Here is a 23,956-nt window from a genome sequence, read left to right as displayed (position 1 = left end):
CTATGTTCGCGACGCGGTCGCTCAGGACTTGAGCGCAGAGCGCCGCTGCCGCGCGGCGCTCAAGTAGCGCGAAGCGCGGTAGCGCCTCCAAACATGTCGCCCTTAAATGTAGCGGCGCAGGCTGCGAGCCAAGTCGGACGAGCCGTCCTTGCCGCGCTTGACCTGGGGTTGGTAGGCGACCCGGGCGTGTTCGACGCAATAGACGCCTTCCGAGGCGCGGCGGCCGCAGAAGCTGAACTCGCGCGACGACGGATCGCCGATCGGCCATTTGCACATATGGGCGCCCAGGGTCATCACCGTGGCCGTGCCGGGCAGGTCCGGGATCGGGGCGGGCGCCGGAGCGGCCGGTTGAACCGCCTTGGGTTGGACCACTTCCAGGCGGCGCGGCGCGGCCGGCTGGGCGGCCGCCGTCGCGGCCGGGGCCGCAGGGCGCGGGCGGGCGGTGCGGAAGGTCGCGGCGGTGCGCGCCGGCTGGGACGGGGCGGCCCGGCCCGACAGGCCCAGACGGTGAACCTTGCCGATCACGGCGTTGCGGGTGACCCCGCCGCCCAGTTGTTTGGCGATCTGGCTCGCGGACTGGCCTTCCAGCCAGAGCTTCTTCAGCGCGCCTACGCGGTCGTCAGTCCAGCCTGCGGTCATGCCACCCTCCAGCGAGTTTGGATTCAATATCTAGGTTCAGGCTCCCCCTCTGGGGTCTTGACCTACCACTAATCGTAAACCAGCCGTTAACAGACGCAATATGTGCGAATCGCACTGTCCACAGAAACCAGATGTTGAATCGCTTGAGTGGCGAGTGGCGAGTGGCGAGTGGCAGCCTGCTGCGTCCGCCGTCTCTGAGCCTTCCGGTCGGCGATGGTTCGCACTCTGAACGCCCGCGCCTTCTCGCCACTCGTCACTAACCACTCGCCACTCCCTTGCGCAGCAAGGGCGCAAAGCGCATCTGGCGGCTCATGACCGAGACCACGCCCGACCTGATCGCCACCCGCCCGTCCGGACTGCCGCAGCCGCGGCGCTATCCGGGGATCAACTGGATCGGGGTTCAGACCCTGTATCTGCGCGAGGTGCGGCGGTTCTGGAAGGTGGGGGCCCAGACGGTGGCTGCGCCGGTGGTGACGACCCTGCTCTATATGCTGGTCTTCGTGGTCGCGCTCCAGGACGCGCGCCCGCCGCTGCACGGCACGCCCTTCGCCCTGTTCGTGGCGCCCGGCCTGATCATGATGGCCATGCTGAACAACGCCTTCGCCAACGCCTCGTCCAGCCTGATCCAGGCCAAGATCATGGGCACGGCCACCGACTTCCTGACCCCGCCGCTCAGCCCGCTGGAGCTGACCATGGGCTTTACCCTGGGCGCGGCGACGCGGGGCGCGGTGGTCGGTCTGGTCACGGCCCTGTGCGTCCTGCCGTTCGCGCCGCTTGGCGTCGCCAATGTGCTGGCCATCGTCTGGTTCGCCCTTTCGGCCAGCTTCATCATGGGGATGACCGGGGTGCTGGCGGGTCTGTGGAGCGAGAAGTTCGATCACCTGGCGGCGGTCCAGAACTTCATCGTCATGCCGATGACCTTCCTGTCGGGCACCTTCTATCTGGTCGAGAACCTGCCCGAACCCTTCCGCACGATCAGCCGCTACAACCCCTTCTTCTATCTGATCGACGGTTTCCGTTACGGCTTCATCGGCCATGCTGAGAGCAATCTGACGATCGGCGTGATCGGATCGGCCGTCCTGATGGTTGTCATGGGAACGATCTGCTGGCTGGTGTTCCGTTCGGGCTGGCGTCTGAAGAGCTAGGCGGATAACTCTGGCGGATCGTCTTGGGGAGGTCCGCCATGCTGTTCCGTTCGCTCGTCGCCGCTGCGGCGCTTCTTGTCGCCCTTCCGGCCGCCGCCCAGGAGTCCGGCGCCACGATCCAGACGGCCGCCGCCGCCTTCGTCAAGCCGACGAACGCCGAGCGCATGGCTGTCATCGTCGATCAACTGACGGCCGCCGGTCTGCCGCACGAAGTCCAGACCTTCGAGGGCGGCAATCAACGCACCGGTCCCATGGCCGGCTCGAACGTGGTCGTCACCCTGGGCGACGGGCCCAAGGACATCGTCCTGACCGCCCACTATGACGCGGTGAAACTGCGCGACGGGTCGATGTCGCAAGGGATCGTCGACAACGCCGGCTCGGTCCTGGCCATGATCGAGGCGATGAAGACGCTGAAGGGCCAGACGACCGGCCACCGGCTGATCTTCGTCCTGACCGACCAGGAGGAGCTGGGCCTGATCGGCGCCAAGGCCTGGCTGGAGAGCCACGACAAGAGCCGCATCCACGCCGTGATCAACGCCGACGTCGCCGCCTATGGCCGCACCGTCATGTACGGCGAGAACAACGGCGCCCAGTCCGGCTTCGTCCTGGCGGCCCTGCGCAGCCAGTGCGCGGAGCAGGGCGTCAACTGCGTCGCCTTCCCCGTCTATCCGCCCAGCGACGACCGGGTCTTCTCAGCGGCCGGCGTGCCCGTAGTCTCGCTGGGAACCCAGGACGCCGTCGGCGCCCACCAGATGTGGCTGGCCTTCAACGGCGGCGAGGACAACGGCCTGAAGGAGGGCTTCGTCCCGCCGGTCTTCCAGCGCATCCATTCGACCGAGGACAAGCTGTCCTATCTGAACGGCGAGGACGTGGCCCGTTTCGGCCGCTTCATCGCCGACCTGACGCTGCGGCTGGATCGGGCGGCGCCCTGACGAAAGCCCATGGCGCCGGTGTTGACTAACACCGTCACTCATCCGACAACCCCTGTCCCTATGAAACCGGCTCCGTCGCGCCTCGCGTCGGGGCCGTATCGCTTTTGGAGGTCTTAGTCCCGTGTCCACGAACCATCTGATGGGTGTCTACAATCGCGCGCCGCTGGAAGTGGAACGCGGCCGAGGCGCTCGCCTGTGGTCGACCGACGGGACCGAATATCTCGATTGCGTCGCCGGCATCTCGACCAACGGCCTGGGCCACGCCCATCCCGAACTGGTCCAGGCGGTCAAGGATCAGGCCGAGAAGCTGTGGCACGTGTCCAACATCTTCCGCATCCCGGGCCAGGAGGCTTTGGCCGACGCCCTGTGCGACGCGAGCTTCGCCGACGTGGTCTTCTTCACCAACTCGGGCACGGAAGCGGTCGAATGCGCCCTGAAGACGGCGCGCAAATATCATTCGGCCAAGGGCGCGCCCGAGCGGATCGACATCTACGGCTTCGACGGCTCCTTCCACGGCCGCACCTACGGCGCCATCAACGCCGCCGCCAACCCCAGCTACACCGAGGGCTTCGGCCCCGCCATGCAAGGCTTCCACCAGCTGAAGTGGGGCGACCACGAGGCCATCAAGGCGGCCATCGCCAATCCGACCACGGCGGCCGTCATCGTCGAGCCCGTCCAGGGCGAGGGCGGCTGCCGCGCCATGCCGGAACAGTGCCTGCGCGGACTGCGTGAGCTGTGCGACCAGCACGGCGTCCTGATCATCTTCGACGAGGTCCAGTGCGGCATGGGCCGGACCGGCAAGCTGTGGGCCCACGAATGGGCCGGCATGTCGCCCGACATCATGGCGGTGGCCAAGGCCCTGGGCGGCGGCTTCCCCATCGGCGCCTGCCTGGCCACGGCCGAGGCCGCCTCGGGCATGACGGTCGGCGTCCACGGCTCGACCTTCGGCGGCAATCCGCTCGCCATGGCCGTCGGGGGCAAGGCCCTGTCCCTGATCAACACGCCCGAGATCCTGAACAACGTCAATGAGATCGCCGGCTATCTGAAGCAGCAGCTGGCCGGGCTTCAGTCCCGCTTCCCGGACGTCATCGTCGATGTGCGCGGCAAGGGGCTGCTGATCGGGGTCAAGCTGGTTCCGAACAATCGCGAGTTCATGGCCCTGGCGCGCGACACGCAACAGCTGCTGATCGCCGGCGGCGGCGACAACTGCGTACGTCTGCTGCCGCCGCTGAACCTGACGCTCGACGAGGCCCGCGAACTGATCACCCGGTTCGAAGCCGCCTGCGAGGCCGCCCGCGAGAGGTGGGCCGCCTGATCGGTTTCATCACAACGGGCACGGCGAATGCACCACGGCCACGACGGGAGGGAGCCTGTTTCCCCGAAAGTGAACGAGGTCGGTCGCGCCGTTATGGACGCGGCCTTCGCCGTGCATCGGGAACTTGGGCCGGGCTTGCTGGAGTCGGTTTACGAGCATTGCCTCGCCAGCGATCTGATGCGTGCGGGTCTTGCCGTTGAACGGCAGGTCGCCATCCCCGTCCACTATCGCGAAGACCGATTGGATGTCGGTTTCCGGCTCGATCTACTGGTGGAGAGTCAGGTGATCGTCGAGGTGAAAGCGATCGACGCCCTGGCGTCGATCCATACTGCTCAGATACTCACCTATCTGAGGTTTAGTCAGATCAGATTGGGCTATCTGATCAACTTCAATACGCCCAGACTAAAGGACGGCTTTCGCCGTCTGGTTTTATGATCTCACCGGCCGCCTTCCGTCGTGTTCGTCGTGACGCCGTTGTGCTCTTTGTGATGAAACTTTTTTCGCCTCGACCGGATCACCCATGACCCGCCACTTCCTCGACATCCATCAGCTGGACGCCGCCGACCTGCGCGCCATTCTGGACGACGCCCATGCGCGGAAAGCCGCCCGCAAGGGCTGGCCCCAGGGGCGTGCCGACGCCGACGCGCCAGGCAAGGACCACGTCCTGGCGATGATCTTCGAGAAGAACTCGACCCGCACCCGGTTCAGCTTCGACGCGGCCATCCGCCAGCTGGGCGGCGCCTCCATCATCGCCACCGCCTCGGACATGCAGCTGGGCCGGGGGGAACCCGTCGAGGACACGGCCCGCGTCCTGTCGCGCATGGTCGATGCGGTGATGATCCGCGCCAATCGGCATGAGGACGTCGAACGCTTCGCCCGGGTTTCGACCGTGCCGGTGATCAACGGCCTGACCGATCGGTCGCATCCGTGCCAGATCCTGGCCGATCTGCAGACGATCGAGGAACATTGCGGCCCAATCGCGGGCAAGACCGTCGCCTGGGTCGGCGACGGCAACAATGTCTGCCACAGCTTCATGCATGCGGCGCCCAAGTTCGGCTTCCACCTGAACGTCGCCTGCCCGGCCGAATACCATCCCGACCTGCGCGATCTCGAAAAGGGCGGGGCCGCCGTGACCCTGACCAGCGATCCGCGCGAGGCGGTCAAGGGCGCCGACATCGTGGTCACCGACACCTGGGTCTCTATGGGCGATCAGGACTATGAGGCGCGCCTGGCGGCCTTCGAGCCCTATACGGTGGACGAGGCCCTGATGGAGCTGGCTGATCCGAATGCGGTCTTCTTGCACTGCCTGCCCGCTCACCGGGGCGAAGAAGTGACTGACGCCGTCATCGACGGTCCCCGCTCTCTGGTCTGGGACGAGGCGGAGAACCGCATCCACGCCCAGAAGGCGGTTCTGGCCTGGTGTTTCGCAGGCTGATGGAAACGGCGCCGAGACGAAAATCTCGGCGCCGCCTCATGCTCTAGCTCAGATTGACGTCCGACACGCCGCCGACGTCCGGCTGGGTCTTGGTCAGATTGGCCTTCAGGATCTGGTAGCCGAAGCCCAGGCCGCCCTTGTCCGACACCCAGACCCGACCGTCCTCGGCGTCAAAGCGGATCAGGGTCAGGTGCGGATCGCCCTTGCCGTCCGGGTACCAGGCGGCCACGACTGGATTCCAGTATTTGTCGATGCGCGCGCGGTCCTGGTCGATCGACAGGGCGCCGTGGATGCAGGCCTGAACCTTCTGGTCCTTGGCCTGGTAGCAGAACATGCCGTCCTGACCGCCCACGGCCACGTCGCGGGCGAAGTCGGTGTCGTCGCGACTGAAGAACCAGATGGTCCCGGTCTCGGGCTCGCCGAAGCCGGTCATCGGCTGATGGTGGTAGCCGGCCTGGTCCAGGCCCAGCATGCCGGTGTTGGAGTCCTTCAGACTGTCCCAGAATTCCTTCTCGGCCTGGGCAGGGGTCAGGGTGTCGGCCATGTCGTGCGTCTCCTTTGGGGTCGCGGAGACAATGGTCGGGCTCGGATCGGGTTCCTGACGGGGGACGGCTCAGGGAATCCAGGGCGCGCGTTCGGCGCCGAACAGGGTCGCCAGATGAATCAGCAAGAGCAGGGCCAGGGCCGCGGCGCCCAGCATGATGAACCGCCAGGGCGTCATTCGCGGCCCCTTGAACGGATTGGGCGGCTGGGCGCCCCGCCAGCCGGCGAAGACCATGACCGCCAGGGCGGCGACCAGCAGGATCAGTGTGGCGTTCAGGTCCATCGGCTGCACCTGCCCAAGCCCGGTCGGTTGCGCAAGGGAAGTCTTGCCGAAGTCTTAATCTTAAGGCGACGTTAACCCTGATCGGCCCAGAAACACAGGGTGCGGCGAGATTTCCACAGGCTGGAGAGAGGCCGCAACATCTTGCGGTTAACCACACGTTTACACCCTCGATATTGGCGTTATAGCCTTGCCGCATGGGTCGGGAGCCGAATCAGTGAGCGCAGCCGCGCCTTGGAGTGTTAAGGGCATCGACCCGAAAGCCCGCGAGGTCGCTAAGGATCTTGCGCGCCGTTCAGGCATGACCCTGGGCGAGTGGCTGAACTCCATGATCATGGACGACGAGGAAGAGGGCTACGCCACGCTTCCGCGCCGCGGTCCTGTCGCCGACACCTATGACCGCCGCCATCGCGCCCGCCGTCTGGACGACGCCTATGAGCCGTCGGACGAGAAATGGCAGAGGGTCAGCGCCTCGATCGACGCCCTGGCCGCCCGGCTGGAGGCGGCCGAGCGCCGTTCGACCGTCGCCATCCAGGGGGTCGATCAGGCCGTCGCCGGCCTGGTGCGCCGCCTGGACGGTCATGACGCCCAGACCAAAGGGCAGGCCCGGCGCATTGACGACATCGCCGAGGAGCTGCGCGAGGGGCACCGCCGTCTGCGCGCCTTCGAACGGGACACCGGTCCTCAGGTTCAGGAAGGCTTCGGCAAGGTCGAACAGTCCATCGGCGCCCTGGCGGGGCGGCTGTACGACATCGAAGAGCGTCAACGCGCCGGCGTGGCGGATCTGCGCCAGCGGATGGAGGCGGTCGAAAAGGCCGCCGGACCCGGCGCTGGCTCGGATCTTCTGGCCCAGGTCGGGGCGCGTCTGGACCAGGCGCAAAGCCGCACCACCGAGGCCCTGAAGGCGCTGGAACGGTCCTTCGCCGATCTGGATCAGAGGCTGCGCGCCGCCGAGGGCCGGGTCGAGCCGGAAGGGGCCCGCGACGCCGCCCGGTTCGAAAAACTGGCCGAGACCCTGTCGCGTCAGATCGACAGCAACCGCGCCGAGATGATGCAGCGGCTCGACGCCGCCGAGACGGGCGCTCGGATCGACCGGATCGAACGGGCGGTTCAGGCCGTCAACGACCAGGTCCAGGCCTCCGAGCGCAAGGGCGCCCAGGGTCTGGAGGCGATGGGGCGCGAGGTCCTGAAGATCGCCCAGAACCTGAATGCGCGGATGCAGGCCGCCGAACGGGCGGGCGCCGAGCAGGCCGAGGCCGTGACCCGCGCCGTCAGCCGCAAGGTGGACGAAGACCTGGCGCGCCATTCGGCCCAGGTCGACCAGACCTTCGCCCGCCACGTCGATCGGGTCGAACAGAGGCTGACCGCGACAGAGGACCGTCACGCCCTGGCGCTGGAGAAGCTGGGCGGGGAGATCACCCGCATCTCCGATCAGCTCAGCGACCGGATCGTCCAGTCCGAGCGCCGCTCGCAGCAGGCGCTGGACGACATCGCCCGGCGTCTGTCGGAAAGCGCCGAGAAGATCGAGCAGCGCTACGACCGCGCCTCGGGCGAACTGGCCGAGCGGATGCGGCTGAGCGAGGAGCGCACGGCCCGGCTGCTGGCCGAAGCCCGCGAGAGCATCAGCGCCCGTCAAGCCGGCGCGGCGGACCGCGCCGCCTTCGAAGACCGAAGCGCGCCGGCCGCCGATGTCGTAGCCGAAGGGGGCTGGGACATTCCCGAGGCCGAGCCCAAGCCTCGCGCCGTCGCGGCGCGGACGGCCCGGTCGGCCGTCTCGGCCCCGGTCGAACCGGACTGGCGCGCGGCCGTCTTCCCGGACGATTCCTTCGACGACGCAGACGCCTGGTCCAGCGATGCGTCGATGACGCCCAAGACGGCGCCCTTCCCGTCGTCCTTCGCCGCCGCCGTCTCGGCGACGTCCTTCAGCGCCGAACCTGCGACGCCCGAACCCGAGCCGGAGCGCGCCCCGCCCCCGCCCGCGCCGACGCCTGATCCCGCGCCCGCAGCCGAGGCGAGCCCGGTCATTCAGCCGTTCGGCGGCTTCGGCGGGGCCGACGTCGAGGATGCGCTGGACGCCACGGCCCCGGGCTTCGCCGCCCCGGCGCCGGCGGAAACCTCCGCCCTGGACGTCTCTGCGCGCGAGGACGATTTCGGCGGCGAGACGGAGTTCACCGATTCCCGACGCCTGCGCGCCTCCATGGGCGCCGCTGCGGCTGCGGGGCGCGCCTCTTCGACCCGGTCGACCATCAACGCCGCGCGCGCCGCCATGGCGGTTCCGACGCCGGTCGAGGCGCCGCGCCAGGGTTTCGGCCTGGCGCCGAAACGCGGCGGCAAGTCCAAGCTGCAGGAACGTCTGGACAAACAGGCCGCCCGCGACGGTTCGACCGTCAAAAAGGCCTTTCTGGCCTCGGTGACGGCGGTGGCCCTGACGGGCGGCGCCTATGCTTCGCTCAGCCTGGCCGACGGTTCGGGCCTGCCTGACATCAACCTGCCCGGCCTGTCGGGACGCGACGCGGCGCTGGCGGCGGCCGAGCCGGCCGCTCCGCCTCTCGCCATGGCGGTGACGCCCGCCGACGCCGTTCCGACCGCCGAGGCGGGGGCGGAGGCCTATGACCGCGCCGTGGAACAGATCGAGAGCGGCGATCCGGAAGGCGTCGAAGCCTTGAAGAAGGCGGCCAACCTCGGCTACGCCCCGGCCCAGACCTATCTGGGACAGCTCTATCTGGCCGGGGCGGACGGAGTCGCGGCCGATCCGGTCGAGAGCCGCCGTTGGGGTCGTCGCGCGGCCGAGAACGGCGACCCGCGCGGCATGCACCTGTACGGCATGCAGCTGTATGAAGGCGACGGCGGAGCCGCCAATCAGGCGGAAGGCCTGATCTGGCTGGTGAAGGCGGCCGAACACGGCCTGCCGGACAGCCAGTATAATGTCGCGCGCATCTATGAGACGGGCGCCGACGGGGTGGCCAAGAATCTGACCGAGGCGCTGAAGTGGTACATGATCGCCGCGCGCGGCGGCGACAGCGAGGCTCAGGCGGCGGTGAACCGTCTGCGCCCGACCGCCAGCGCCACGGCCCAGCGCGCCGCCCGCACCGCCGCCGAGGCCTTTGTGTCGCAGCAGTCCGCCAAGGCGACGGGCTGAGGCCGGGTTTCGGATCAAAGCCCCAGACCAGGGTGGCGGCGCGCCGTCCCCGTCGCTAAAGACCAGCTGTCGCCGTTCGGCGCTTTCCGTTTCGCTCCAGCCGAAGGCGCGTCCTTTGGATATCTATCTGCCGATCGCCGAGGTTTCGGTGAACTGGCCGACCCTGGTGATCCTGGGGGCGGTGGTCGGCTTCGTCTCGGGCCTGTTCGGCATCGGCGGCGGCTTCCTGATGGCCCCGATCCTGGTCTTCCTCGGCATTCCCCCGACCGTGGCGGTCGCCAGCCAGGCCAGCCACGTCGTGGCCTCCTCGACCTCGGGCGTGATCCGCTACGCCGGCCAGGGGGCGGTCGATTTCCGCATGGGGTTGGTGATGGCGGGCGGCGGCGCCGTCGGCGCCTTGGCCGGGGTCGAGCTGTTTCGCTATCTGCGGCTGCTGGGTCAGGCGGACCTGGTGGTGGCCCTGTCCTATCTGGTCTTCCTGGGCGTCATCGGCGGGCTGATGCTGAACGAGAGCCTGACCGAAATCCTGCGCCGCCGCCGGGGTCTGCCTGCGCCCCGCAAGGAGCGCCGCCGGCCCATGTGGCTGTACGGCCTGCCGCTGAAGATGAAATTCCCCAAGTCGGGCCTCTACATCAGCGCCCTCCCGCCGTTCGGCCTGGGCGTTTTCGCAGGGGTGCTGTCGGCCATTATGGGGGTGGGGGGCGGCTTCATCCTGGTGCCCGCCATGCTCTACGTCCTGCGGATGCGGGCCGGCGCCGTGGTCGGCACCAGCCTGTTCCAGATCATCATAACCACCGCCATCACCACCATTCTTCAGGCCGGGCGCAACCAGACGGTCGACATCGTCCTGTCCACCATCCTGCTTCTGGGCGGGGTCGTCGGGGCCCAGATCGGCGCCCGGTTCGCCGGTCGGTTCCGGGCGGAAGAACTGCGCGCCGCCCTGGGGCTGATCGTTCTTCTGGTGGGGATCCAGATGGGGCTGGAGCTGTTCGTCCGGCCCAGCGACATCTTCCTGATCGCGCCGGGGGTCGCCGACTGATGCAGGCGCTTCCACCGCCTCCGCCCGCGATCGAGGCCCCTCTCACGCTTCCGGCGCCCGACCGGTCCGAGGCCACGACCGGGGAGCTGCGCGTCGCAGCCGCCCTGACCGACGCGCGGGTGCGGGTCGATTCCAGCTTCCGCGGCGCCTCGATCGTGCTGTTCGGCGCCGTCTTCAATCCGACGCCGGAACCCGCCGATGTGGTGGTGGTGGTGCGCGGACCGGACGCGCCCGTGCGTCTGGTCAAGAAGACGCGCAACATGGGCGTCTGGCTGAACAGCCGCCCGGTACTGTTCGAGGGGGCGCCCGGCTTCTACATGACCGCCTCGACCCGGCCCCTGTCCGAAATCGCTGAGTTCGGCCAGCTGCGGCGGCTGGGGGTGGGGGTCGATCACCTGAGGATCGACGCGCCGGAGGAGAGCCGCACCGTCACCCGCTACGGCGTGCGCGACGTGGTGGTCAGCCGTCTGGGCGACGACTATCTGGACTGGCGGCGCGCGGTGATCCGGCTGAAGGAGGCGGCGGCCCTTTACGACACCGATCCCAAGGGGGTCGAGTTCGTGGACCGTGGCCTGTTCCGGGCCGAGGTGAAACTGCCCACCGTCGCCCCGACCGGCAAATATTACGCCGAGGTCTGGCTGTTCCAGGACGGGGAGCCCCAGTCGGTTTCGAACCTGACCCTGACGGTCGAGAAGGTGGGTCTGGAGCGAGACATCTATGAGTTCGCCCATCGTCGGCCGTGGCTTTACGGCCTGGTCTGCGTCCTGTTGGCGGCCCTGACGGGCTACGGCGCCTCGCGCGTCTTCAGTCGCCGGAACTGAAGCCCAGTTCGGCCCGCAGGGTCTCGGCCGTCAGGCCGCCGGCGCGCAGTTCCGCCAGGGTCACGGACCGATCCCGCTTGGCGTAGCGCCGCCCGTCCGGCCCGGTCAGCAGGGGGTGGTGGCGATAGACGGGGGAGGGCCAGCCCATCAGGGTCTGGATCAGCCGCTGCACATGGGTGGCCTCGAACAGGTCCTGGCCCCGGATCACATGGTCGATCCCCTGCAGGGCGTCGTCATGGGCGACCGCCAGATGATAGGCGACGCCCGCGTCCTTGCGGGCCAGCACCACATCGCCCCCCGCCTCGGGCCGCACCGGGATCAAGCCGGTCTCGCCGCCCGGTCCCGCCCCTTCCTCGACGAAGGTCAGGCTCGTCCAGCCCGCCTCCCCCAGGCCCTGCCGCGCCCGGTCCAGCGACAGCCGCCAGGCGAAGGGCCGGCCCTCGTCCAGAAACCTCGCCTCCTCCTCCGCCGCATGGGGGCCGGGGCGCACCGCCTCCATCGCCCCGTGGGGCGCATCGCCCAGGCCGTCCAGGATGTCCTTGCGCGTTCGGAAGCACCGGTACAGAAGCCCCTGACGCCGCAGATGGTCCAGAACGGCGGCGTAATCGTCCAGATGCGCCGACTGGCGCCGCACCGGCGTCTCCCAGTCCAGCCCCAGCCAGGCCAGGTCCTCCAGAATCCCGACCTCGAACTCCGGGCGGCAGCGGGTCGGGTCGATGTCCTCGATCCGCAGAACGAACCGCCCCCCGGCCCTCCGAGCCGCCGTCCAGGCGGTCAGGGCGGAAAAGGCGTGGCCCTTGTGCAGGCGGCCGGTGGGGGAGGGGGCGAAACGGGTGGCGAACATTTCCCTGATCCTAGCGGTTTCCGGACCCGAACGGCGCCCCGCCCTTTTCGAGAGCCCACATCGGTCCCAGAGCCTGATCCGTTGAGGAGGAACCGCTTCGCGGTTCCGCTGAAACGGTGAATCAGGCTCCGGATTAGAGCGAGAGCATGATTCACGCTTCTGCCGGAACCGCCTCGCGGTTCCGCCTGAAACGATCATGCTCTAAGCGTGGGCAATGCCCGTCGCCCCGACAGTCCAGGATATCGCCGCCGCTCGAGACGCTCTGGCCCAGGCCGATCCCGCCCTGGCGCGGGCCCATGCCCAGACGCCCGCCTTCGAATGGCGGCTGCGGCCTGGCGGCTATGAGGGTCTGTTCCGCATGATCGTGGAACAGCAGGTCTCGGTCGCCGCCGCCGCCTCCATCTGGGGGCGCACGGTCGAGGGGCTGGGCGGGGCCGTGACGCCGGAGGCGGTGCTGGCCCACGACGTCGAGGCGCTGCGCGCCTTCGGCCTGTCGGGGCAGAAGGCGCGCTACGGACGCGAGATCGCCCTGGCCCAGGTGGAGGGGCGGATCGACCTGGATCATATGCAGACCCTGTCGGACGAGGCCGCGATCGCCGCCCTGACCGCCATCCGGGGCGTCGGCAAATGGACGGCCGAAACCTATTTGATGTTCTGCGAGGGGCGGCTGAACGTCTTTCCCGGCGGGGACGTGGCCTTGCAGGAGGCCATGCGCTGGGCCGACCGGGCCGAGGTCCGGCCGAACGAGAAACAGGCCTATGCCCGGGCCGAGCGCTGGCGGCCGCACCGCGGGGTGGCGGCGCATCTGCTGTGGGGATGGTATGGCGGGGTGCGGCGCGGCGAGATCGCGCTGGAGGATCACACGCCATGACCCCGCTGGACCCCGCCCTGACCGAGCCGCTGCGCAACCCCCAGACCGTGCTGGCGGCCCTGGACTTCGCCGGGGTGGCGGTCTTCGCCGCCACGGGCGCCCTGGCGGCGGCGCGGGAAAAGCACGACGTCGTCACCTTCGCCTTCTTCGCCGCCATCACCGGCGTCGGGGGCGGGACCCTGCGCGACCTGCTGCTGGGCCTGCCGGTCTTCTGGGTCCAGGACTGGCGCTATATGGCCGTCTGCCTGTCGGCGGCGGTGGTGCTGTGGCTGATCGGCCAGAGGGACTGGCGGTTCCGCGCCCTTCTGTGGCTCGACGCCGTCGGCCTGGGCGCCTATGGGGTCATGGGGGCGGCCAAGGCCGAGGCGGCCGGCGCCCACCCCCTGATCTGCATCGTCATGGGCACCTTGACCGCCTGTTTCGGCGGGGTGGTGCGTGACACCCTGGCCGGCCAGCCGTCGATCCTGCTGCGGCGCGAGATCAATGTCACCGCCGCCATCCTGGCCGCGACCCTCTATATCGTCCTGAGGATGCCCGAGACGCCGATCTGGCCCGCCGCCATCGTCGCAGCGGTCGCCGGCTTCATGCTGCGCGCGGGCGCCCTGCGCTGGGGATGGACCCTGCCGGGGTTCCCGGCGCGAAATTGACCCGGTTTCGTCGTCTGTTCGTCATGGCGACGTCTTCGAATCGGCGTTAGGCTATCGACCTCTGACTAGGGAAGGAGATCCGTCTTCAATCCTGTCGCCTCCATATCCTCCGCTGTGAGCGGGAGGGCCTGATGCAGGTTCTCCATCGACCGCCGTCGGGCTTTCCGGCCCTGGTGCTGAATGCGGATTTTCGGCCCCTGTCCTACTATCCCCTGTCGCTGTGGCCGTGGGAGGAGGCGGTCAAGGCGGTCTATCAGGATCGGGTGGACGTGGTGTCCCTGTACGAGAAGGTGGTGCGCTCTCCGTCGATGGAGATGCAACTGCCCAGCGTCATCGCGCTCAAGACCTATGTGGATCAGGATCGCAGCCCGGCCTTCACCCGGTTCAACGTCTTCCTGCGCGACGGCTTCGCCTGTCAGTATTGCGGCGCCTCCACCGAACTGACGTTCGACCATGTGATCCCTCGGTCCCAGGGCGGACGCACGACCTGGGAGAACATCGTCGCCGCCTGCGGTCCCTGCAATCTGACCAAGGGCGGGCGGACGCCGCGCCAGGCCCTGATGCCGATCCGGCGCGAACCCTACCGCCCCAACGCCTGGCAGCTTCAGGAGGCGGGACGGCGTTTCCCGCCCCATTATCTGCACCAGAGCTGGCTCGATTACCTGTACTGGGACATAGAGCTCGAACCTTAGGGTTCTTTTCAGTTGCTCGAAATGGCTCAAACACCCTTGTGGTGGGCAGGTTCAGGGTTCGTTCTTTTACCGCTGATTTCTCGATTATCCTCCGAAATCCTCCCGGCTGGTGACCATGTGGTGACCAAAACCGGGACCAGAAACGGGACCCCTCGTGGGCCCGAGGAGAGATCGAATGGTTCAGAACCCGAGGTCCGGAAAGATCACCAAACGCCTGGTCGACGCCCTGACGTCTGAAGGGGTGCGCTTCACCCTCTGGGACACGCAGCTCAAGGGTTTCGGGGTGCGCGTCGCCGTCAGCGATACCAAAACCTACGTCGTTCGATACAGGACGATCGGCGGCGCTGACCGCCTCCTTCACATCGCTCGCCATGGCGTCGTGACCGCCGAGGAAGCCCGCGAACGAGCGGCCGCTGTACTGGCCGAAGTCGCGTCAGGTGGTGACCCTCAGGGGACCAAAGTCGAACGACGCGAAGAACTGACCATGTCGGAGCTCTGCGACCTCTACATGAAGGAGGGCGTGACGATGAAGAAAGCGACGACCCTTCGGATCGATCGCATCCGCATCGCCCGCCACATCAAACCCCGCCTGGGCAAGATGAAGGTCACCGATATCGGCCGAGCGGACATCGAGCGGCTGATGGTCGATGTCGGGTCGGGACGCATTCGTGGAGAGGCGACGCCGCACACTCGCGGCGGTATTCATGCGGCCTCGCGCACGGTCGGACTGCTGGGCGGTATCTTCACGTTCGCCGTTGAGCGGGAGTTCGTGAAGACCAACCCCACGCGAGGGGTGAAACGCTACAAGGACAACCGTCGGGACCGCTTCCTTTCCCCGGCCGAACTGGCCCGGCTCGGCGATGTCCTGGCGGAGCTCGAGAAGCATGGGGGCGATCCGCGCCACATCAACATCATCCGCCTGCTGGCGCTGACCGGCGCCCGCAAGAACGAGATCGCCAGGCTCAAGTGGTCGGAGATCGACCGCACCATGGGGATGCTCCGGCTGGAGGATTCCAAGACCGGGGCGAAGGTGATCCGTCTCGGGAGCGCGGCGCTGAAGCTGATCGAGGGCCTGCTCTCGAACGGGAGCATCTACGTGTTCCCGGATCGGAAGGATCCCAAGCGTCCGATCGCCAATCTCGACTGGGCCTGGGTCGGCATCCGCAAACGCGCCGGGATGGAAGACCTGCGGATCCATGACCTTCGGCACAGCTTCGCGAGCGCCGGGCTGGCCGGCGGCGAAGGGCTTCAGCTCATCGGCAAGCTGCTCGGCCACAGTCACGTCAGCACCACAAGTCGATACGCCCACCTGGCGGACGACCCGGTCCGTGCCGCCGCCGACAGGATCAGCGAGAGCGTCGCCGCCTCTCTCGCGGGCTGGTCGGTTGAAGACGGACAGACGGCCCATTGAAAGACGGCCGCCCGGCGGGTCGCCGGGCGGCCGAAGTTGTCGCGATGGACTGGGGAGCTAGGCGCCCTCGTGAGCGGCCTCGCCCCAATGTCCGGCCTGGCGAGGCTGGCTCGACGAAGACCGGAGGCCCGAGAGCTGGCTGCGCGCCCACTCGTGCAGCAGGCTCTTGGGGTAGTAGGGGGTCCGCCCGAGGTGGGTGCAGGGCGGTCCGTCAGACCGGGTGCAGAACACCTTCGCCAGTGTCGACGGTGACCGGCGGATGCCCATACGTAGAAGCTCGGTGGACGCTTCCTTGCGGGTCAGCAGCATTTCCTCAGTTCCGTGAAGATGTAGACCGGCCATGTGGCGCTCCTTTCCGTCTGAACCAGAACTGCAACCAAGCAAGCATCGACGGAAATAAACCGCAACCGGCGGACGTAGAGAACTGATGGACGGAATGAATAGGTGACCTGTTCGATCTGTTTCGGCCTGTTCCGATCTGGTTCTGAGTAAGGAAATCGATCACAGCCTTGTGAGATGGGTCGCTTATGAACTTCGGTTTCTCTTGGATCCCGCGGAGAAGCAAGACATCAAGCGGTGGTGAATGAAGGTGGCCTTGGCGTTGCCCTCGAGTGCGGACATAGTCGAGCGGGCTTTTACGCCCATACTGGTGAACCACAGCCGTTCAGGGGAACTGCATGTCTAGCTTCACGGATCGAGCCATGAGCGCCGAGGTATCGCCCGAGCTTTTTGCGGCGTCGTTGGAAGCCATCGGCGAACTGCCTGCGGATCAACGTGGTTCGTTCGAAGGTCGCGCCTTCCGCCTGTTCAGACTACTCGAGGAGCGTGACGAAGCGGATGAGGCAGCGCTTAATGCCTTTGCCATTCAGCTTCGGCTGGAGGCGCTCGCGCGGTTGCATGATGATCGTGGTCTGCGAGCCTGGACGCTTCCGGGGGACGCCGAAGGCGCTGACTACATACATGCCGACGTAGTGGCTGCCGCGGCAGTTGAGCCGCTTCTGGCGATCGATGATCACACAGTCGGATTCGATCTCGAGTCTTTCCGCGCGCGCGTGCTGGCCGACGCGGCTGTGCGCGGACACGCCTAGCCGGGACATCCTTCGTCATGCCAAGGCGCACAAAGTCACTGAAGCGAGGTGCGGCCGGCGACGCGGCCCCCGCAGGAGATATTGCGACGCGCGCCGGCGTGGTCGCCCAGCGCCTGCTCGCGGAGCGCGGCCTCCACTATCTCGAGGATATGTTACCCGACGATGCCCGAGAGTTGCTCCGAGCGGCTTGGCGTGAGGCCGCCGAACAGATGTTCGAAGGGCGTGACCTCGATGTTGTGCAGGCGGAAATCGACATCATGATCGACAGCCTGGATATGACCGAGCCGCCACCGCCCATGCATCGGTCCGAAATGCACTGACGCCTGCGGCATCACCCCTCATCGCGGTGGAGAGACGATGACCTTCACGTCAATCAGGCCGGTCCGTGGTTTAGACAGATCGGACTGGAAGCCTGCAGGGTTTTTCAGGTGGTTGTCGGGATCGTAAACGAGGCAGATGAGCCGGTCGACTTCGCTGTTACCGCCGTAATCGACAAAGTCGTTGGCGAGTTCTTTCTTGATCTTGGTCGTGTCGGACTTGCGGACGTATTTGAGTTCCACCATCGCCCGCAGCGGTTTGAGAAAGAACTCGCACCTCGACGCGCTGCCGGCGACGGATGGGCTCCATTCCTCTTCACGCACATCCGGGAAGTAGGCGGCGAGGATCGAGCGGAACAGGTATTGGCAGTCCCACTCGTCCTTGATGGCATAAACCGCTCCACCGTGCGGGTGGGTCTTCAAAGCAAGGACACTCTCGTGGAAACGGCGGGCAAGTGTGACGATCAGGTCCAGATCCGCGGTTTCGGAACTGACTGTGGCAGCGGGTGGCGAGGGTTTGCGTGCCAAGGTGTAATCAATGGCTCCGAGAACGTGGAAAACCTGCCGGCGGGCGACGTCGACGATGTGTGGTGCGCCGACGATCTTGTGCTTGAGTTCGTAGGCGGCCTGCTCCTCGTCGAGGTCGTCGACCATTGCCTGCACGAAAGCCCGGTACGCTACGAGCCCCTGCTCAAATCGCTCAGGTGAGGCGAACATCTCATTTGGGATCCGGACGTCCGCCACAAACTCCTCGGAGTAGTGGTAGAGATTGGAAATGATATCGCGCGATGTGCCATGCCATGGATCCTTCCAGGACCCTGGGTAGCCCTTCGCATCTTGCATGGCGCCGCGAAACTCATCGTCGATCGCGATGCGGGCTTTACGAAGATACTCCAGGCTCTCGACTGCCCACTCCATCTTGTCCATCAAATAGCCCCGGGGTTGGTCTCGTCCTTAATGCGGAGCTTTAGGATGCCGTAGGCGGCTGGGAAAGTGGTGCGATCTCATGCCTACCGAAAGTCCCGCGTCCTGACTCGAATGCCCTCGAGCGACAGGTCCGGAATGTAGATGTCCCGGGCCTTGGGTGTCCGGGCGTCCGGCTTACTGCCCCGATAGACCTCGTCGCCCCGCCCATGCGGCAACCGGAACTCGCCCCTCCGGCCCAGCGACGCCAAGAGGTCCGAGCCGTCGTGCAGCCGCTCGGCGACGATGTGCACCACCTCGCCTTCGCGCTGCACCCTGCCGTCGACCACCAGCAGGCTGGCGCCCAGCACCACCCGCCGCTGCTGCTCGTAGAGGCTCGGCCAGATCACTAGATTGGCCACACCGGTCTCGTCCTCGATGGTGATGAACATCACCCCCTTGGCCGATCCCGGCTTCTGACGGACCAGAACGAGGCCGGCGACCCGGGTCAGGCGGCGGTCGCGCATGGCCGTCCCGTCGGCGCAGGTCATCACATGCCGGACCTGGAGTTCGTCGCGCAGGAAGGCCAGCGGGTGGTCCCGCAGCGTCACGCCCACATGGGTGTAGTCCTCCACCACCTCCTGACCGGCGGGCATGGCCGGCAGGGCAGCATCAGGCTCATCCACCTCCGGCACGAGTTCGCCGGCCTCCGCCGAGGCCGCCGCGAACAGCGGCAGGGGATCGTCGCGGAGCGCCTTGATCGACCACAGGGCGTCGCGGCGGGACAGGCGGAGCCCCTCCAGAAAGGCGTCGGCCTCGGCCAGTCGCGTCAGGGCCCCGACGGGCGTCATGGCCCGTCGCCACAGATCGTCGATGCCGGCGAAGGGCCGATCCCCGCGGTTCGTCACCAGCCGGGCCGCGTCCCCGTTGGCCAGGCCCCGCACCATGCGCAGTCCCAGCCGCACCGCGAACCGGTCCTCCCGCTCCGTGGGCTCCAGGGTGCAGTCCCAGCGACTGGCATTGACGCAGACCGGCCGCACCTCGACCCCGTGCTCGCGGGCGTCCCGCACGATCTGGGCCGGCGCGTAGAACCCCATCGGCTGGGCGTTGAGCAGGGCGGCGCAGAAGACATCGGGATGCCAGCACTTGAGCCAGGAGGAGGCGTAGGCGATCAGGGCGAACGACGCCGCATGGCTTTCCGGGAAGCCGTAGGATCCGAAGCCTTCCAGCTGGCTGAAGGTCTTCTCCGCGAACTCGGCCGTATAGCCCCGCTCGACCATCCCTCCGACCAGCTTGTCCTTGAAGTGGCTGACCCCGCCGGTGAATTTGAAGGTCGCCATGGCGCGGCGCAGCTGATCGGCTTCCGACGCGGTGAATCCGGCGCATTCGATCGCCACCCGCATCGCCTGCTCCTGGAACAGGGGCACGCCGAGCGTCTTGCCCAGAACCTCCTCCAGTTCCGGCTTGGGAAAGACGACCGGCTCCTTCCCCTCGCGGCGCCGCAGGTAAGGATGGACCATGTCGCCCTGAATGGGGCCCGGTCGCACGATGGCGACCTCGATCACCAGGTCATAGAAGGTGCGCGGCTTGATGCGCGGCAGCATGGCCATCTGCGCGCGGCTTTCGATCTGGAAGACCCCGAGCGTGTCGGCCTTGCGGATCATGGCGTAGGTCTTGGGATCCTCGGCCGGGATGGAGGCCAGGTCCAGATCCATGCCCTTGTGATCGCGCAACAGGTCGAGACCGCGCCGCATGCAGCTGAGCATGCCCAGCGCCAGGACATCGACCTTCATGAACTTCAAGGCGTCGATGTCGTCCTTGTCCCATTCGATCACCTGACGATCCTTCATCGCCGCCGGCTCGATGGGCACGAGATCGTCCAGCCGGTCGTCGGTCAGGACGAACCCGCCGGGATGCTGGGACAGGTGGCGCGGAAACCCGATCAGCTGTCGTGACAGGTCCAGCGCCAACCTCAGACGCCGGTCCTCCAGATTGAGGTTCAGCTCCTCGGCGTGCCGATCCTCGACCCCCTCCGACGAATAGCTCCAGACCTGGGACGAGAGGGTCTTGATCAGGTCTTCGGTCAGGCCCAGCGCCTTGCCGACATCGCGCAGGGCGCCGCGCGAGCGGTAGCGGATGACGGTGGCGCACAGGGCGGACCGGTCCCGCCCATAGGTGTCATAGATCCACTGGATCACCTCCTCGCGGCGCTCGTGCTCGAAGTCGACGTCGATGTCCGGCGGCTCCTTGCGCTCCTGACTGACGAAGCGTTCGAACAGGAGGTCGTTGCGCCCCGGATCGATGGAGGTGACGCCCAGCACGAAGCAGACCGCCGAGTTGGCGGCCGACCCTCGCCCCTGACACAGGATGTCCCGGCTGCGGGCGAAGCGGACGATGGAGTGAACGGTCAGGAAGTAGGGCGCATAGCCCAGGGTCTCGATCAGTCCGAGCTCGTGTTTCAGCGCCGCCCGCACCTTGTCAGGCAAGCCTTCCGGATACCGGTCCGCCGCCCCCGCCCAGGTCAGGGCCTCCAGCGCCTCCTGCGGGGTCTGTCCCGCCGCCGCCTCGCGCGGATACTGGTAGGCCAGCTCGTCCAGGCTGAAGCGGCAGAGATCGGCGATCTCGACCGTGCGCGCTAGGGCCTCCGGATAGCGCGCGAACAGTCGGTGCATCTCGCCCACCGGCTTCAGGTGCCGGTCGGCCGTCCGGCTCCGGCGAAAGCCCACGTCGTCGATGGTGCAGCCTTCCCGGATACAGGTGACGACATCCTGCAGGATCCTGCGGTCGGGATGGTGGAACAGAACGTCGTTGGTCACCACCGTCCGCACCGCCGCGGCCCTCGCGGCTTCGCAGAGCTGATGCAGTCTCATCTGGTCGCGCGGCCGCCGATGCAGGGTCAGGGCCAGATGGGCGTCGTCGCCGAAGACTTCGACCAGATGCACCAGGTTCCGACGCGCCGCCGTCAGGCCGTCGGGGACCAGCACGGCGATCCATCCTTCGCCCCAAGTCTCCAGGTCGTCCCACCCGAGCCGGCATCCGCCCTTGCCCGCCCGCCGCTTGCCCACCGTCAGCAGGCGACAGAGCCGGGCGTAGCCCGCCCGGTCCCGGGGATAGACGAGAATCTCCGCCCCATCCTCCAGCACGAGACGGCAGCCCACGATCAGCCGAACCCCGGTCGCCCGCGCTGCCTCGTGCGCCCGGACGATGCCCGCCAGACTGTTCCGGTCCGTCACCGCCAGCGCGTCGAGCCCACAGGCGGCCGCCTGGGCAAACAGCTCCTCGCAAGAACTCGCCCCTCTCAGGAACGAGAAGTGGGACGCGCATTGGAGTTCGACGTACGACATGGGCCCAACGGGAGGTTTGTTCCCGTTATGTTCACATTCTTCGACGCCAGGAAAGCGAGATCACTTTCTTATTCAGGGGGCGGTGGCGTGTGACCGAGGGCGATGGCCTTCTTTCGCTGGGCAGGACTAAGCGCTGCCCAGAACCTGTGCACGCGTCCAGTGGGCATCGACTGTAAATCGTCGATGTGCTGCTGACGTTTGAGCTCGACCTTGAAGAAGCTGGGCTGGTGGTCGATCCCATTGGTCTTCAGACGCCAGAAGACCACGTTTGCGTATTTCGGCGTCAATGTCCCGTGCCGCTTGTAGTATTCCAACGCGCCTTCAAGGATCGCGTTGTTCTCCGCAGCAGCCAGCTTCTCCAGCGCGGCGATGCAGGCCTTGAGCTGCATCTCATTGGTCAGTTCGGTCAGTCGCCGCTTGGCCTCCTGTGGCGTCAGTCGGCGTCCTTCCTGGACGATGGCGACGTCGAACTTCAGAATGCAGTGTGACCCGACCCAAAGGGTCTCGTCGGTCCGCTCGTTGCCGATCTCGAAGTGGTAGCGGAGCCCTTCCTGACCGCAGAGGCGACAGGTCTCGACCGGCGCGCCGTGGTCCTCGGTCCGCTCGGTGAACCGCCATTCGCGGAACGCCGCAGGCAGGGTTTTGGCGATGGACAGGGGCAGGATGCTGTCGCGCACCCGGCTGGTGTAATGCTCCACGTCCCTCGCTCCCTTCCGGCCCGATCGATAATCTAGACGTGCAACGCAGACCGACGCTATCCCAACTGTCGAGGCTGCCGGGATTAAAAAGTCTTCGTTCCAGCCAGCTATTGGCGTTCTTGCAGGAATCCGTACAACTAACCGCTGTCCGGCGAAGCGGAACGCCGTTGAAGTTAGGGTCGGGGTTGGCGGCGATAAACAACACGGCGGCGCCGCAGGCGGCCGGCTACATCCTTCAACTCGAAAGGGCGCTTCACCATCTGGCCCATGCCGGTGTGGGGGCCGTGATCGCCGTGGAACATCTGGACGACGTGGTCGTCCTCAAGGATGGTAAGGCCGTCGTTCAGGAACAGGACAAGAGCACGGCGACGCCCAGCGCCCGATTGCTCTCTGACCGCAGCAAGGCGATCTGGCGCACGCTGGAAATCTGGTTGCTCCAGCAGGAGACGCCTGAGGCGATCGCCTGCGAGCGATATCTCTTCTTCGTCAATCGGCCTGTGGAGACGGCCATTTCCACCCTCTTGAAGAAGCGCAAGCTTGGCGAGGCGAGCGCGGCGCAGGTGTTGGTCGCCCTGCGAGCCGAAGGCACGGCGCCGTCCAAGAAAACGACCAAGGTCACACAGGCGCAGGCCTTGATCGACCGGGTGCTACAACGCTCCGACGACGAACTGCTCGACCTGATCGGACGCATCGAGATCGTCGAGGCCGGCGACCCGGCAGAGGATCGCGCCGCCATGGCGAACGGCCTCGGTTTGAGCCCCAGGGCGAATGCGGAGGACATTCTGGACGGCCTGCTCGGATGGCTGACGCGGCTGGTGCGTGAGGAATGGAATGCCGGGCGTCCCGGAATGGTGTCGCGTGCCGCGATTCTACTCCAGAAGGATGCCCTCCAGGCTCGCCAGGCGCGGAGCCGCCTTCTTCCGAGGGCGGCCTCGGATGTACGGGTGTCCGACGCCGATCGTGCCGGCGCCTTGTCGCGGACGTTTGTCGAGCACCTCGGCCGGATCGAAGCCCAGGATGAGGATGTTGTCGACGCCGTCGATCATTTCCTGAAGTTCAATGCCGAAAAGCACCGGCTCGTCATCGAGGGCGAGGTCGCCGACGGGGAATGGCGCGATCGGGGTGACCGCCTGCGCACCCGATGGCAGAATTTGATGCGGCGCCGAACCCGGGAGATGAAGCCCAAGCCGCCGACGGAGATCGGACAAGCCGTGCTCGCCGACGCCACTTATGATCACCAGGAACCGCTGGATGGTCAGCCCTGCGGCGAGCTCTACATGACGTCCGGCCACTACCACCGCCTGGCAGACGAGAATCAGGTCTGGTGGGACCCTAACTATTCCCCGGAGCCCTCCGGTGAAGATTGATCACGAGGAACTGCTGGCCAGAAACCCGGCTCTGATGGCCAGCGCCTTCTGGCATGTCGCCCAGCGCCACGCCGGCAAGGCCCATGGCGCGCCGCCGATCCTGCCCATCTTTGTGGTCAGCGCCGCCCTGCTTCTTCACCGCGCGACGGTGGACAAGGTCCACGGCATGAATTTCGACAGCGGGTTCCTCAAAGCCGTCGTGGAGCGGCCCGACTTGCTCGCCGGCCTGCAACGCCGTGTGGAGGCGCATGCCGACACCGCGCTCAAGGCGCTGCAGGTGGGTGTCGCCTCGGGCCTTCTGATCCGCGAAGGCGGAGAAGGCTTTCCTCGCTTCAGGGCGATGAGCGGCGCCGATCTTCCGCAAGCTATCCGGGATCTCGACCCCCCGGTCTCTCACGTCCTGAGCGCCGCCAAGCGGCTCGGGACCTGGTTCGCCATGGACGGCTTTGAAGCCGCCCAGCGACAGCTGAACATCGAGTTCTGACC

General features: G+C 66.9%; 23 protein-coding genes. 15 read left to right on the top strand and 8 right to left on the bottom strand.

What is annotated here, in order from left to right:
* Positions 1-102: 102 nt before the first annotated feature.
* Positions 103-639, bottom strand: a complete 537-nt coding sequence (gene gcrA / locus JMT67_RS09905; protein ID WP_054764228.1) for a cell cycle sigma 70 cofactor GcrA — start codon at positions 637-639, stop codon at positions 103-105.
* 311 nt (positions 640-950) lie between these two features.
* Here gcrA and JMT67_RS09900 point away from each other — a divergent pair, with 311 nt between their 5' ends.
* From JMT67_RS09900 to argF, 5 genes are all read left to right on the top strand, one after another.
* Entirely contained in the window at positions 951-1,784 is an 834-nt protein-coding gene (locus tag JMT67_RS09900) for an ABC transporter permease (protein ID WP_201463362.1), read from the top strand.
* A gap of 38 nt (positions 1,785-1,822) precedes the next feature.
* The gene (locus JMT67_RS09895) at positions 1,823-2,716 is read left to right on the top strand and encodes a M28 family metallopeptidase (protein ID WP_201463361.1); all 894 of its coding nucleotides are present in this window, start codon (positions 1,823-1,825) and stop codon (positions 2,714-2,716) included.
* A 97-nt stretch (positions 2,717-2,813) separates the two neighbouring features.
* Positions 2,814-4,031: an aspartate aminotransferase family protein gene (locus JMT67_RS09890; protein ID WP_267904156.1), complete on the top strand. Its 1,218-nt coding sequence runs from the start codon at positions 2,814-2,816 to the stop codon at positions 4,029-4,031.
* Between the two features lie 27 nt (positions 4,032-4,058).
* Positions 4,059-4,466: a GxxExxY protein gene (locus JMT67_RS09885; RefSeq protein WP_182714625.1), complete on the top strand. Its 408-nt coding sequence runs from the start codon at positions 4,059-4,061 to the stop codon at positions 4,464-4,466.
* 85 nt (positions 4,467-4,551) lie between these two features.
* Positions 4,552-5,466, top strand: coding sequence for an ornithine carbamoyltransferase (gene argF, locus JMT67_RS09880; protein ID WP_201463359.1), 915 nt, complete (start codon positions 4,552-4,554; stop codon positions 5,464-5,466).
* Between the two features lie 43 nt (positions 5,467-5,509).
* Here argF and JMT67_RS09875 read toward each other — a convergent pair whose 3' ends face one another.
* Positions 5,510-6,010 (bottom strand): pyridoxamine 5'-phosphate oxidase family protein, encoded by a 501-nt coding sequence (locus JMT67_RS09875; RefSeq protein ID WP_201463358.1) that lies wholly within the window; start codon positions 6,008-6,010, stop codon positions 5,510-5,512.
* Positions 6,011-6,079: 69 nt separating this feature from the next.
* The gene (locus tag JMT67_RS09870) at positions 6,080-6,292 is read right to left on the bottom strand and encodes a hypothetical protein (RefSeq protein ID WP_152949135.1); all 213 of its coding nucleotides are present in this window, start codon (positions 6,290-6,292) and stop codon (positions 6,080-6,082) included.
* 214 nt (positions 6,293-6,506) lie between these two features.
* On the opposite strand from JMT67_RS09870, the gene JMT67_RS09865 reads away from it, so the two are divergent.
* From JMT67_RS09865 to JMT67_RS09855, 3 genes are all read left to right on the top strand, one after another.
* A complete protein-coding gene (locus JMT67_RS09865; RefSeq protein WP_456061818.1) occupies positions 6,507-9,428 on the top strand; it encodes an SEL1-like repeat protein in 2,922 nt (973 codons plus the stop codon).
* A 115-nt stretch (positions 9,429-9,543) separates the two neighbouring features.
* Entirely contained in the window at positions 9,544-10,467 is a 924-nt protein-coding gene (locus tag JMT67_RS09860) for a sulfite exporter TauE/SafE family protein (RefSeq protein ID WP_201463356.1), read from the top strand.
* Positions 10,467-11,288, top strand: a complete 822-nt coding sequence (locus tag JMT67_RS09855) for a TIGR02186 family protein (RefSeq protein ID WP_182714621.1) — start codon at positions 10,467-10,469, stop codon at positions 11,286-11,288. The genes JMT67_RS09860 and JMT67_RS09855 overlap by 1 nt, the downstream gene beginning before the upstream one ends.
* Here JMT67_RS09855 and gluQRS read toward each other — a convergent pair.
* The gene (gluQRS, locus tag JMT67_RS09850; protein ID WP_201463355.1) at positions 11,272-12,132 is read right to left on the bottom strand and encodes a tRNA glutamyl-Q(34) synthetase GluQRS; all 861 of its coding nucleotides are present in this window, start codon (positions 12,130-12,132) and stop codon (positions 11,272-11,274) included. The two genes, JMT67_RS09855 and gluQRS, sit on opposite strands and share 17 nt — an antisense overlap.
* 214 nt (positions 12,133-12,346) lie before the next feature.
* On the opposite strand from gluQRS, the gene JMT67_RS09845 reads away from it, so the two are divergent.
* From JMT67_RS09845 to JMT67_RS09825, 5 genes are all read left to right on the top strand, one after another.
* The gene (locus tag JMT67_RS09845) at positions 12,347-13,003 is read left to right on the top strand and encodes a DNA-3-methyladenine glycosylase family protein (RefSeq protein WP_183216667.1); all 657 of its coding nucleotides are present in this window, start codon (positions 12,347-12,349) and stop codon (positions 13,001-13,003) included.
* Complete coding sequence (locus tag JMT67_RS09840) at positions 13,000-13,650, top strand: trimeric intracellular cation channel family protein (protein ID WP_201463354.1); 651 nt, start codon at positions 13,000-13,002, stop codon at positions 13,648-13,650. The genes JMT67_RS09845 and JMT67_RS09840 overlap by 4 nt, the downstream gene beginning before the upstream one ends.
* A gap of 131 nt (positions 13,651-13,781) precedes the next feature.
* Positions 13,782-14,342: an HNH endonuclease gene (locus JMT67_RS09835; protein WP_054764217.1), complete on the top strand. Its 561-nt coding sequence runs from the start codon at positions 13,782-13,784 to the stop codon at positions 14,340-14,342.
* A gap of 175 nt (positions 14,343-14,517) precedes the next feature.
* Positions 14,518-15,753 (top strand): tyrosine-type recombinase/integrase, encoded by a 1,236-nt coding sequence (locus tag JMT67_RS09830; protein ID WP_035308713.1) that lies wholly within the window; start codon positions 14,518-14,520, stop codon positions 15,751-15,753.
* Positions 15,754-16,454: 701 nt separating this feature from the next.
* Positions 16,455-16,841, top strand: a complete 387-nt coding sequence (locus JMT67_RS09825) for a hypothetical protein (protein WP_054764216.1) — start codon at positions 16,455-16,457, stop codon at positions 16,839-16,841.
* 152 nt (positions 16,842-16,993) lie between these two features.
* Here the strand turns inward: JMT67_RS09825 and JMT67_RS09820 are convergent, their stop codons facing one another.
* From JMT67_RS09820 to JMT67_RS09805, 4 genes are all read right to left on the bottom strand, one after another.
* Complete coding sequence (locus JMT67_RS09820) at positions 16,994-17,173, bottom strand: hypothetical protein (RefSeq protein WP_155988133.1); 180 nt, start codon at positions 17,171-17,173, stop codon at positions 16,994-16,996.
* A gap of 6 nt (positions 17,174-17,179) precedes the next feature.
* Positions 17,180-18,085, bottom strand: coding sequence for a PD-(D/E)XK nuclease domain-containing protein (locus JMT67_RS09815; protein WP_052005029.1), 906 nt, complete (start codon positions 18,083-18,085; stop codon positions 17,180-17,182).
* Between the two features lie 83 nt (positions 18,086-18,168).
* Entirely contained in the window at positions 18,169-21,405 is a 3,237-nt protein-coding gene (locus JMT67_RS09810) for an error-prone DNA polymerase (protein WP_054764215.1), read from the bottom strand.
* Between the two features lie 68 nt (positions 21,406-21,473).
* The gene (locus tag JMT67_RS09805) at positions 21,474-22,103 is read right to left on the bottom strand and encodes a hypothetical protein (RefSeq protein WP_035307865.1); all 630 of its coding nucleotides are present in this window, start codon (positions 22,101-22,103) and stop codon (positions 21,474-21,476) included.
* Positions 22,104-22,288: 185 nt separating this feature from the next.
* Here JMT67_RS09805 and JMT67_RS09800 point away from each other — a divergent pair, with 185 nt between their 5' ends.
* Complete coding sequence (locus JMT67_RS09800) at positions 22,289-23,470, top strand: ABC-three component system protein (protein ID WP_035307863.1); 1,182 nt, start codon at positions 22,289-22,291, stop codon at positions 23,468-23,470.
* The gene (locus JMT67_RS09795) at positions 23,460-23,954 is read left to right on the top strand and encodes a three component ABC system middle component (protein ID WP_035307862.1); all 495 of its coding nucleotides are present in this window, start codon (positions 23,460-23,462) and stop codon (positions 23,952-23,954) included. The genes JMT67_RS09800 and JMT67_RS09795 overlap by 11 nt, the downstream gene beginning before the upstream one ends.
* Positions 23,955-23,956 lie beyond the last annotated feature (2 nt).

The sequence above is a fragment of the Brevundimonas aurantiaca genome (assembly GCF_904830995.1).
Classification (GTDB): Bacteria; Pseudomonadota; Alphaproteobacteria; order Caulobacterales; family Caulobacteraceae; genus Brevundimonas; species Brevundimonas aurantiaca.
Note: the sequence above shows the minus strand (reverse complement) of the source record. Positions and strands in the feature narration are given on the sequence as shown.